11 protein-coding genes are annotated in these 12,337 nt (G+C 39.2%); 2 read left to right on the top strand and 9 right to left on the bottom strand.

The genetic code is table 11. From position 1 onward, the window contains the following. Positions 1-32 precede the first annotated feature (32 nt). From BM195_RS09620 to BM195_RS09605, 3 genes are all read right to left on the bottom strand, one after another. On the bottom strand, positions 33-1,160 hold the full coding sequence (locus tag BM195_RS09620; protein ID WP_090237130.1) for a type 2 periplasmic-binding domain-containing protein: 1,128 nt from the start codon (positions 1,158-1,160) through the stop codon (positions 33-35). 821 nt (positions 1,161-1,981) lie between these two features. Further along, entirely contained in the window at positions 1,982-2,872 is an 891-nt protein-coding gene (locus tag BM195_RS09610) for a DMT family transporter (RefSeq protein ID WP_090237124.1), read from the bottom strand. A gap of 333 nt (positions 2,873-3,205) precedes the next feature. Then, positions 3,206-3,937 (bottom strand): aspartate/glutamate racemase family protein, encoded by a 732-nt coding sequence (locus tag BM195_RS09605; protein WP_090237121.1) that lies wholly within the window; start codon positions 3,935-3,937, stop codon positions 3,206-3,208. A gap of 190 nt (positions 3,938-4,127) precedes the next feature. Here BM195_RS09605 and BM195_RS09600 point away from each other — a divergent pair, with 190 nt between their 5' ends. Continuing rightward, positions 4,128-4,718, top strand: a complete 591-nt coding sequence (locus tag BM195_RS09600; protein ID WP_090237119.1) for a Uma2 family endonuclease — start codon at positions 4,128-4,130, stop codon at positions 4,716-4,718. 296 nt (positions 4,719-5,014) lie between these two features. Next, on the top strand, positions 5,015-5,902 hold the full coding sequence (locus BM195_RS09595; protein WP_090237115.1) for a fructose bisphosphate aldolase: 888 nt from the start codon (positions 5,015-5,017) through the stop codon (positions 5,900-5,902). A 566-nt stretch (positions 5,903-6,468) separates the two neighbouring features. On the opposite strand, the gene BM195_RS09590 is transcribed toward BM195_RS09595, so the two are convergent. The 6 genes from BM195_RS09590 to BM195_RS18325 form a co-directional block, all read right to left on the bottom strand. After that, complete coding sequence (locus tag BM195_RS09590; protein WP_244535731.1) at positions 6,469-7,542, bottom strand: N-acetylmuramoyl-L-alanine amidase family protein; 1,074 nt, start codon at positions 7,540-7,542, stop codon at positions 6,469-6,471. A gap of 145 nt (positions 7,543-7,687) precedes the next feature. Next, entirely contained in the window at positions 7,688-7,813 is a 126-nt protein-coding gene (gene sda / locus BM195_RS09585) for a sporulation histidine kinase inhibitor Sda (RefSeq protein ID WP_090237110.1), read from the bottom strand. Between the two features lie 165 nt (positions 7,814-7,978). Then, positions 7,979-8,329 carry a MerR family transcriptional regulator gene (locus BM195_RS09580; protein WP_090237107.1) on the bottom strand — a complete coding sequence of 117 codons (351 nt, stop codon included), beginning with the start codon at positions 8,327-8,329 and terminating at the stop codon, positions 7,979-7,981. Between the two features lie 1,472 nt (positions 8,330-9,801). Then, positions 9,802-10,380, bottom strand: coding sequence for a class D sortase (locus BM195_RS09575; protein WP_211772922.1), 579 nt, complete (start codon positions 10,378-10,380; stop codon positions 9,802-9,804). Positions 10,381-10,394: 14 nt separating this feature from the next. Further along, positions 10,395-12,065 carry a hypothetical protein gene (locus tag BM195_RS09570; protein ID WP_090237105.1) on the bottom strand — a complete coding sequence of 557 codons (1,671 nt, stop codon included), beginning with the start codon at positions 12,063-12,065 and terminating at the stop codon, positions 10,395-10,397. Between the two features lie 77 nt (positions 12,066-12,142). Beyond that, positions 12,143-12,337 (bottom strand): hypothetical protein (locus BM195_RS18325; protein ID WP_211772921.1); only part of this gene is annotated, 195 nt, incomplete at its 5' end.

Below are 12,337 nucleotides of genomic sequence, written 5' to 3'. Positions count from 1 at the left end.
TAAGTTAAAAAAGGAAGCTTAACCTTCCTTTTTTATTGAAACCTGTCTATACCATAATCTTCGTTAAGAAAATCTTTTACCCAGTTCATTACTTCTTCGTCTGTGTCAAGCATATTAGAGACTACTCTATCCAGCTGGTCCCCTACATATGGTGTATAGCCACCTAACACTTCTTCTCCCTCTTCTTTGAACGCTTCGCTTTCAGCTACTTTCTCTGCACCAGCTGATAAGGCAGAAACGGCTTCTTCGGGTACATCATCATGCAGCCAAATTACTTTTTGAACGGTAAAAGAGGACCCTAAGAATGCTTTATATGCTTCCCAGGCCTCTCCAGATGGCTCTTCACCATATGCTTCGACATAAAATTCCTTTAACGATGGCATATCCGGAAATGCAGGGTCACGAACAACCTCCCCATTTTCGTCTAAATGACCAAAAGCAAATAATGGATTAGCTGAACCTTCTTCGACTAGTGGTTGTACATTTGTTAAAAAAGCAGTAGATGTTTGATAATCAATATTCGACTCACCAGATTCAAAAGCGACACGGGAAGGACCCCGGCCGTCATATCCCAGAATTGTTTCAACATCCATATCCAACACTTCAAATGCCAATAACGTAACCAAATCTAGCCCTGTTGCACTAATCCCTGCATATACCAGATCCTGTTTAGGGCTTTGGATATCTTTCGCCCCTTCAATTCCTGTTTCAGGATTAACATATACGACACCACCAGTTGGAAGACCCATAACCGGTTTCATATCTTTAAACTCATATTTAACAGATGGATCTCCGAGAAAATAGGGCATGTGAGTGGAAGCACTTGTAACTAATGCGTTAAGCCCATTATGTTCCCTTACTTCAACGAATTCATTTGCACCATTAATACTGCCTCCACCTGGTACGTTCACCGTTTGCATACTAGGATTACCCTCTACACTTTCATTTAAGAACGGTGCAACAAATCGTGCGAAACTATCAGTGCCTCCACCAGTGCCAAACGGAACGAGTAATTCCATTGATTCACCTTCATAAAATGAACCATCTGATGATCCTCCACCACCTGTAGCTCCCTCCGCGCAGCCAGCAAGTGTCATAGAAACTAATAATGCCAGAGCTAAACTTGCCTTCAAAAAAGACTTTTTGAATAAACTTTTCATATAAAATACCTCCCATTTGTATACGCTTTCAAATAACATTTAATATTAAACAAATCTTGTTTGAATTTGCTGATGATTTAGATTATAATACACCGTTTCAAATAATAAAAATAGATTATTCCTATAATTCCACATAAATATTTTTTATGCCATTTAGTGACCATAAGACTTTTGACTTATTAGTTATGTCCATTGAGGGGGATCATGATAGTTGTCCAATGGGAATCTACCAGTAGTAAAGCGCTGCTAGAATTGCCATCACCATGACAAAATACTAGAGGCGATTCCAATCGTATATTGTTCTTTTTATCAAAAATTCCCTTTTCAAAGGCAAAAAAAGATGCGGGAGCATGAATTGACAGAATCATGACGCCAATCACCATCACAACCAAAAATGCCAATCCTATTGATGGGATATCAATTAAATTTATTTTATATATACGGAATAGGTTTTGAAACTAACTTATGAAACAGTTCGTAAGTTCTCCCCAATTCTTCTGATGGATTTTATCTGGCATAAGCATGATGACTAAGATGCCACTTTTTTTCCGGATTCATTTCGATTATAGGGGGCGATTATGTTCATCAAAGCGGCATATATTTGTCACCGGTGTCAATAAGCATTGCCATCGTCGCATTGTGATTCGGATATTAGAAAAACGAAGGCTTCTTCAAGTCAGTGAAAGCCTTCATTTCTAATAAAGACAACTATAATTTTTATTTTTTAGATTATAAAAACCCCCGCCTGAGCATGTGACTCAAGTCGGGGGATTACTCACAGACCCACATCAGTATAAACATTATCATGGCATCGACTTTAATTACGAGGATTTCAAATATCGTTTCTGCTTTGTCCCCTGACTATCCAGCAGGTTGTTTTTCAAGAACATGTAGAATGATGAACCAAATATAATGATATAGCCTATGACACTGATAAGCGTCGGAATCTGGCCGAATAGTACGATGCTGAGCAACGCCGAATAAACAACGGTTGAATAAAAGAAAATCGATATTTCACTTGCCGGTGCAAACTTATAAGCAAGTGTCACGCCAAATTGACCGATCGTTGCACACGCCCCTGCCAGAATAAGGTATACCCATTGCTGTAAGCTCATCGGTTCATATAAAAGTATTGTGAATGGCAGCAGTAACACTGTTGTGAAAGACGAAAAATAAAAGACGACTGTGTAATGTTTTTCCTTGTTTCCCAATACCCGGAGAAGTGTATAAGCACCGGCCGCAAACACCGCACCAAGCACCCCGACAATGTAAGGGAAAACGTCTACGGAAAATTCAGGCTGGATGATGAATAATGCACCAGCAAACGCAACTATCACAGCGATCACCTGAAACCGTCGAGCCTTTTCTTTTAAGAAAATCGCACAAAAAATAATGAGAATGAACGGACTGAGTTTATTCAGCATTTCTGCATCGGATAAAACAAGATGATCAATAGCATAAAAGTTCAACACAATCCCAACCGCCCCGAGCGCCGAACGGGACAGCAGCAATTTCTGATTCTCTTTTTTCCCGAATAACCGTTCTTTATGATGGAAAACAAAACCTAATGTTATGATAGCAGCTATAATATTGCGAAAAAATGCTTTTTGTGTAGTGGGCAAATCGCCTGAAAGCTTCACAAAAGCTCCCATGAGTGAAAAGCCCAATGCGGATACCAGCAATAATATAATTCCTTTATTACGATCAGACATCAGTGGTCCTCCTGTTGCTAAAACTTAACTCAAATCACTTAGCCTATCCTAATACAAAACCATTAGAATGGAAAGGAATTTGTTTAACAGGGACAGAGGGATCTTTTAACGGAGCGGTATGTCTCTCCCCCCTATCATGCTTGCAAGTCATTACGCAGAAGATGCTAAAAAGTCGATGGAAGATTTGAGTTGAAATATAGTTTGTTACTTTAAACTTGCCCAGATGCCCGAAATCTCTGCCTGTATGATGAACAGGTAAGATGATTCTTCGTTGACGCATATTGAATAATGGTCAGTAATGTTTTTCTTTACAAGACACCCAACACAACATATTTAAAGGTTACCGTTATACGTTTGCTTCCAAAATGATGAATGAACGAAATCAATCATGGTCTTATAGTCAAAAACAGGCAGTTTAACGGCATCCTGAAGCGCCTTGGCATAAGGCGGAAGAAAACTGCACTCAAGCAAAACGGCTTTAATACTTGGATCTTGCTTAACCATATTCAAAGTAATGTAAATAACTTCCTGTTCGATTTTTTCTTTATCTAACGTGCCGCTCTCAGCAATACAAGCATCATAAAAATATTGTGTGTTTTCCAGACCGCTAATAGCCACACGTTGCGTATCTACAGGGCTCATTTCCTGCAGCAGCTTTACATCAAACAACTTGGAATCAGCTGTTATAACCCCCACCTTTTCCTCTCTATTCAGCATAAGTAGTATGAATGGCAGCTGAAGCAAACTTGATAAAAAAACAGGGATATTCAACGATTTTCGCAATTCTTCCTGGTAGTAGAGCAAAAAACCGCAATCTGCGGTAATCGTTTTTGCACCATTTTGAACGAGTTCGTTGCCTTTGGAGATCAGCTCCGGAAGCACACTTGGATCATTGGCCGTGATCTTATTGGCCGTGATATCGTTTAACGTTCGATAAAGAACAGGATATGTATATGTTGAAGCATTGCCTAGATCACCAGGAATTCTTGGAACAAACGTATCAAGTATTAAAATTCCAATTGTATGACCATAATAGGCTTGTCCCATGTTTGCTTGATAAAGCATAACACACCACCTTTCGTTAACGTAACTTTAGTATCACCTCCAGACAAATTATCATTCCAGTTTCCATAACGATGTCTTTTCCGTAAGTTCCAAACAAAATGGTGTATCTTTCGTTTACATCTTTTTATTGTTCACGGTACAATACAATTGGTACACTATAGACAATTCAAACAGAAAGGAAGCATGATGAATGAGCCATAAAAAATCAGAAAAGGATAAAAACGTCATCAAAGAATATAACCTTACTTACGATGACTATGCCTCACAGGATGATGGTAACCGCTACGAATTGGCAGGCGGGAAGCTGGAATTAATGAGTCCTTCCCCATCGACAACCCATCAACTGGTAAGCTCGGAAATTTATGAACAAATTGCCCGCAGCTGCAAAACGGACTACTATATTTTTTACGCTCCGATTGATGTTATCCTTTCCGTACAAGAAGTGCGCCAGCCTGACATAGCACTGGTCAGCCAAAAACGAATGGACATCCTGACAAATCGCGGAATAGAAGGAGCCCCGGATCTGGTTGCTGAAATTATTTCACCTTCCTCTTTGAAGCGGGATAAAATTGACAAGCTGACAACATACGCCCATTTCAAAATCCCCGAATACTGGATTGTTGATCCCAACCTCGAGGCGCTTGAGCAATATATTTTGACAAAAGAACGATACAAGCTTACGAATATATTCCAGGACCATGAACCAATCACATCCCCAAACATTGCCTGTATATCCTTTAGCATGAAACATGTGATGGGCAACATTCCGCGTTTGGATTAAAAATGTGTTTTCCAGCAAAAATGATTGATTAGAAAGTTTTCCGTAATTGAGGTGAGAAAAGTTCCATGCTTTTAAAACCAATAATTGGAACAGGTGAAAAGGGAACAGGTTATTGAATGTTCAAATCAAATAACGTCCTGTCTGGACGGGAAACCATCACAAATGTTTATTATCAATACTCGAAGCTGTAACCTTTCCTACTTTAATGATATAATATAAACGAGGTTGTTTTTTACTCTAATACATACTTTACCCCAAGCGGAAAAGTAATTTTTCAAGATAAAGGAGTCGAAACCATGCAACAGCGTCAATTTGAAAAAATGAAAAACAGCGATGGGTTTATCGCAGCACTGGATCAAAGTGGTGGCAGTACGCCAAAAGCACTAGCACTATACGGCATTTCAGAAGATGAATATCACAACACGGAAGAAATGTTTGACCTAGTTCACGAGATGCGGACACGGATTATCACCTCCCCTGCTTTTGATTCCAGTCAAATTTTGGGTGCTATTCTTTTTGAACAAACGATGGATCGCGAAATTGAAGGGATGTACACAGGTGATTATTTGGCTGAGAAAAAAGGTGTTGTTCCGTTTTTGAAAGTGGATAAAGGCCTTGCCGAAGAATCAAACGGCGTGCAGCTGATGAAACCGATCGATGACATCGATGACAAACTTAAACGCGCGAATGAGCGCCATATCTTTGGAACCAAAATGCGCTCTGTCATCAAAGAAGCCAACCAGGAAGACATCAAAGCAGTCGTCGATCAGCAATTCGAAATTGGTAAAAAAATCATCGATGCCGGCCTGGTTCCAATCATTGAGCCAGAAGTGGATATCAACAGTCCGGAAAAAGAAAAATGCGAGGAATTATTAAAAGCTGAAATTCGCAGCCATCTTGATAAGTTAGGCCAAGACGAGCATGTGATGCTGAAGCTTACGATTCCAACTGCTGCCAACACGTACAAAGAACTGATTGAGCATCCGAAAGTGGTGCGTATCGTCGCACTTTCTGGCGGTTACGACAGAGACGAGGCGAATGAAAAGCTGAAGGAAAATAATGGCCTCATCGCCAGCTTCTCCCGTGCGCTGACCCAGGATTTGAACGTCAACCAGACAGATGAAGAATTCAATGACGCACTTGGAAAAGCGGTAGAATCCATTTACCAGGCTTCGATTACGTGAGCATAGTGTTCAAAGTAAACGAAAAAAACAGTTATCATTTCTAAAAGAGGCTGGGACAAAAGTATATTAGCCAAAGATAAATCCGAACGATGATTCCACTATGATTGGAACAGTTCGGATTTATCTTTTGAGGTATTTTTGAAAATTTGTTGCGCATGATCCATCAACTGAGAAGTCACTTGGTCTTAGATTTGCTTTTTTCCATGCTTTTGTTGGTGAGTGCATGATTGTCGCTGCGGAAAAATACACCCTTTCCGAGGAGGCTGAGGCCGTGCCTATGGAAAACGCAGTATGCTGCCGGAGCGAATAATCGCACGCAACTAACATCAGAATGGAAGGAAGGCTGCACCAAGACAAATTCTCACTCGTTCGCAGTCGTTATCAACGATGAATAAGGATGTGACTGTTGAAAAAGTAAAATGCTGCACTTCCTGCCCTGTAATCGTTCGTCTTTAGCGTGGAAAGTTTTAATTGTGTCCCATCCTCTTAATCGTATGATACTCATGATTATTTTTGCAATTATCTATTAGATCATCGTATTAGTGATTTAATATGAAAAGCCGTCATCAATTATGAAAGTAATTCTGAACACCTTCAACAATCGCATCCGCAACATTTGATTGGTGATTTTCAGTTTGAATGACAGGTAAATCATATGGACTTGTAATATAACCCAGCTCCACAAGCACAGATACATCCTCGTTTTCACGCAGTACATGATAGGCATCCTGCTTAACGCCCCGGCTGTTTAATTCAGTATGCTTGTCCAGTGCAGATTGAATGTTTTGAGCCAGTTTGTATTCCTTGCCCATTTGATAATAGTGTGCACTTGTCCCATTGATCGTCGTTATCGGAAAGGCGTTGTAATGCAGACTAATAAAAGCATCTGTCCTGTAAGCTTGACTAATATTAACACGTTCCTCAAGAGAAACATAAGTATCATCAGATCTGGTCAATATGACAGTTGCACCAGCATTTCGCAATTTTTGAGCAACGACCTTAGCCACAGTCAGTGTGAAGTTTTTTTCTTGTTCATGACTGATTCCTGAAGCACCTGGATCCCTTCCACCATGGCCAGGATCCAGCACAATATTGTATCCGTCAAGGGGGACCACTGTCGTACCGGATGTCTCTTCACCACTGGATGATTGCTGTTGCTGGGGGTGATCTGTCAGCCACGATGCAACCCATGCAGCCGAACCGTTATCAAGCAAAAGTTTATGCCATCGACCAGCTGTTTCAATCACTTCATATGTATTCCCCTCAAATGTATGGCCGATAATATCATTATCTGTACCCGGTCCGTTTCTTAGCCGAACGTTATTAGCGGTGATAGTAACGGTGCTGTAAGAGGTATCTTTTGCTGCGGATTTTTCCTTGTGGTCTAACAAAAATTGTGATGCGACCCATGCCTTCTCACCATCATAATAAGTCTGAACCCAGCCATATTGTTCTTGAAATACAACAAGTTGATCGCCGGATCCTATCTGACCAATAATTTCAGCATTATGATTCGGTGCAATTCTAACATTTACAGCATCAGCGCCAACCTCATACAATTGGCCGCTATCAGCTTCCACAGAAGGAATAAACATAAATGATAACAATAAAGTCCAAAAAACAATCATGCCATATCGCATTTTCTTCAAATCAAGCCCCTCCTTTTACTATTTTAATATATTGTATATCCCACTTTTACCACTGGATAATCCCCCAGCTTTTGTGTCATTTTTTGTGCGTAGATGTTAAACACTAGCAGTCTATTCGCATTTTAACCTTATATCGTCAATGGATTTTTAGAGACCTCCGTGACAGTTCATGTCTTAAAATAATGACAAATTCATAATTAAGATTCAATTCTATAGCCTTCTGATAAATCTCAATGAGCAACTCGTCAGAAATGTTTTCCATATTATTTAATAATATCCTTTCTTATAGTGAGTCTGCAACCTTTTCAACCAAATCTGTACATATTACAAATAAAATAAATATCCACAGGATGTTTTTGACGATATATTAAAATGAACCGGAAAAACGTTTTAATTGGAACTTAAAAGCATTGTAAATCAAATGGCATTATAAGAATTTGAATACTTTTATGATCACTTCCAATTTCCCAAGAGCTACTTCTATCTCATTTTTTTGTGTTCGCAATTTCTCTTGATGTTCATTAAAAATCTGCATTCGTTCATCTAAAGTTTCATCTCCTTTCATTTGTAATTGAGTAAAACGCTGCAAAGTTTTCACCGACATTCCAACTGAGCGCATAATCCCGATAAACTCTAGCCAGAATAGCGCTTCTTCTTTAAAAAGACGATAACCATTTTTGTCTCGTTGAACAAAAGGAAGTAAGCCTTGATCATCATAATAACGGATTGTAGAAGGTGAAATTGATGCTCTTTCTGCAACCTCTTTAATAGTCAACATATTTTCTCTGTCTCCTCATTTTTACTATTTTTTGTTCTATACTTCCCATTTTCGAAACAAGATGGCAGTTTCATAGAAGAAATTACACTCAGAAACAATCATGTAATAAAATCAAGAAAGGGCACCCATTTATAAGGAACCCGTTACCATTCACCTCCTACCCTTTTATTTCTTTCAGCACATTAAATGAGGTTTCTCCTCATTAATTGGCAATTATCAACAAATTCTAATATTATTCTCAAATATACAGCTTCAAGTTAACTTCAAGGCAATATTTGGTAAAATAATCAGGCCTATTATAATGATTCTCAAATTTTTCACTGATGCGTTATGACTATTAAATCAAGTGAATATAGGCATAAAGAACCCTATATCATCTTCAGAACGATGGATATTAGTGTCCAGGAGCGGAATTTCTTTTATTTTTCCTTAAAGTTAACTTTAAGGAAATGCTGCACTTGAATTGTCAAATTAGGAAAAACAGTGGTTGAGTACTGAAGATATTATAGGTTGATGGTTCAGAAGAAGATGAGGCCGGGACAAAAGTATCTTAGCCAAAGATAAATCCGAACAATGACTCCATCATTATTGGAATCGTTCGGATTTTTTCTGAGATTATCCATAAACTGCGAAATAACTTTGACGAGGATTTGCTTTCTTTCGTGCTGAATTTTGATGAGTGTGGGGAAGCGCTCCGGCAGAATACGTCGCTTTCCATGGGCTCGGCTTCAGCTAACTTGGTGAAGAAAACCGCTTCACCAAGTGGATCTTCAGCTCTCACTCGTCATGAGGAGTCGCCGATTCTGCCTTCGCTAATAATAATGTTCTATCTTTTGAAAGTGGATAGCCATAGAAATTTATTCTCATGAATCAAATTTTTTCCATAATCAGAACACTAAGAAAAGTGAAGGCAAGATACGAAGACTCCTACGGGACCAGCGTGTCCGAAGACCCCGCAGACAAGCGATCTTTGCTTGTTGAGGAGGCTGAGGCCGTGCCCATGGAAAGCGCAGTATCTTGCCGCAGCGCATGCAAACACCCAGCAAAAATCAGAATGGAAGGAAGGCTACGCCAAGACAAATTTTCATTCGTTCGCAGTCGTTATCAACTATGCATAAGGATGTGACCGCTGAAAAAGTGAAATGCTGCACTTCTTGCCCTGTAATCGTTCGTCTTTAGCGTGGAACGTTTTAGTTATGTCCCTGCCTCACAAAACATAATGCCTTCATGAATACTATAGATGTCGTGATCATACTTTAACATGTACAACAGTTCAGAGTCGATCTGCTATAAAAAATGGTATTTGGTTCATGGTTGAAGATAAGGTGAGTACATCATTGAGATCATAAACGACGATAAATGATAATACGTGATGTCAACATTCGCTTTTTTTTAAGACTTATCCTGTTATGGCTGTTATATCATACATATTTCCAATGAATTAATGATAATGATTTTGTTCACTAAGAATCTTAATTTGAAGGATAGGCATAAGCTACAAAGCGTTCAGGAGCATTTCCGACAAAATGAAACGGATAACAGGTTGAGACGACCAGGACTTCTTCCCCCATTTTTCTGACGACAGAGGTGTCATCTTCCGGAACGATTTCCGTTTCACGTATTTCGTAGGCATAATCACCATACGGCATGTTGACGATAAATTGATCGCCTATCCCCAATTTATCAAAGTTACGGAATACAGTATCCCTATGACCGGATAAAACGATTTGGTCACCCTGTCCAGGAAAGACGGTCTGCGACATATGACCAACGCCTTTTTCCAAAGCATCTTCATCCGCACCTTCAACAATGCCGATTGTTTTTTCCAATTTTGGTATTTCCAATGTACCAAACGCTTCCATATGTTCAGCCGTAAAGGTTAGCTGACCGCTCTCAGACTGACCATCCTTTAATCTTTCTGAGTTTTCTATGCGTTCCTTGGCTTCTGTCAACGACTGATTCTGCGCTTTTTCCATTGCAAGATATTGATAGCAAAAATAACTGATGAGGACAATGCCTGTTATAATCAGGATGTTTGCGATTTTCTTCAAAAGACTGCCCCCCTTTAAGATCTACAAAAAGTGTTATAGTAGGCAATGTAGCCTGATAGATTATGCTCTACGTCATCAATTCGGCTGCGAAATGAATGATGCCTGATGAAAAAGCTTCCCACGATTCTTGCCGGGTTTTTATAGTATATGGCTAATTCAGGATAGAAAAAACCATTACGCTGATATTCCGCCCGTCTATGGATAACGTCCAACAGCTGATCTTCGTTAAACGACTCCAATAAGTGGGTATGCCCAGTTTCTCGGATTCGAGCAATCATGTGATATGTTGCAAGCTTCAATTCCAAAAATGTAGGATATGTTGTTTCGTGATTATAAACAAATGATAGTTTTCCTTTTGTGTTTTCCAGTCCGAACTTGAAATACTTCTCAAGCGACCGATAATATGTTAGTTCGTTTGCGCAATAGCTTAGCCAATGATCGTGATGCTTCCAATAGTCATGACCAATAAAATATTCAAAAGCTTTTTCCACTGTTGTCAGCCATTCAATATCCCCATCCAGTTTATAAAGTCGCATCAGGGCAAATGCCGTTTTACCGTCATAGTGCACGGTCCGAAAATTTTCTTTAAGGTCCATTGAAGGATAATGGAGGACATGTACGAAACTTCCATCGTTTTTTTGCAGTGAAACTATTCCGTTGGCAAGTGCTTGAGCAAGAGGCAAATATTTGTCATCATGGAACACTTCTGTATATTTGGTAAGTGCTAAAATAGCTGCAGCATTAGCGCTAAGTTTAATTTCATATTTTGCAGGATCAACACCATCAATCATGTATGCTCGTGTATTGCCATCATAATAGATGCCGTCAGTTTCTAAAAAATACAGTGACCTTTCGATAACTTTCTTTGTTTCATCAGTCGGAGCAAATTCGTACGATTCGATTAAAGCATAAACCGTACTGGCATGCCGAAGCATATCGTAAAGTTTAATTTCTTTGTCAAAACATGAGAAATAGCCGTAATTAAATTTACCGCTATATTGGTTCAAAGCATTCAAATACGTCTGTCCAGAGGTCACCATATAACGAATCTCCTCTGCCTCAAGAGGTGTGTCTCTTCTTCCATTATCCAAGGTTCCTTCTTTTAACTTATAACATTGATCGCCATCATAAAAATAGCCTTTTGTTGAGAATAACTGAACATTTGTCACCTTGCGAAAATCAATTTGTTTCATATCTGGGCGATGCCTCTTTATATAATTTTGGATGTTTTCTTCTTTTAAATACCCTCGTTTCTTATCTTTGTCGAATTGAATCATGGCATTTCCATTGATTTCCTGCTCTAAAAAAGCATAGTTGAAATCTTTATCAAAACTGATGCCAAATCTGAGATAGTTCTTCTTTGTCTTTGTCATTAAATTAATAAAGGACAGTATGTTGACTGGTTTTTTATTTGTAACGATATCTATTTTTATGTAGGAAGGCACTTCATGTGATTGTTTTTCAATTTTTTTCATGAGTGATCGCCAGGCTTCATCAAATCCAATTTTACTGGCGTGGACGACAATAGCACGGCGATGCTGATATCCTAGAGAACAAAATAGATGAACGGCAGTTTTTTTTATGAATTTTTTAAAATCATTTTTTGATTTAATGAAGTCATATAATATGTCTGCCTTTTCCTGAAAGGCTTGTGTATTGTTGATAAGTTGCCGTGAAAATGACATCATTGGAACCTCCATTTGAAAAAGATTGGTAAGAAACAAATGGCATCGCATTCGTTTCTTACCAAATACATTATGGTCTACTGTCTGCGGCCAAACAAGCGGGCTGCAATACCGGCCAAGATTGAACCAACCCCAGCAAGACCAGCAGTCCAAATCATAGTTGCAGTGTCAGGGAGTTTCGATCCTCCACTAGATGATTTGTCATCTGTCAGGCCGTCTCCATCACTGCCTGTTCCTTCTTGTCCCGGATCATTCGGATCAAGCGGATCGGT

It is taken from the genome of Lentibacillus halodurans (assembly GCF_900112045.1).
GTDB lineage: Bacteria > Bacillota > Bacilli > Bacillales > Amphibacillaceae > Lentibacillus > Lentibacillus halodurans.
This window is presented reverse-complemented; position numbering and strand designations above follow the sequence as displayed.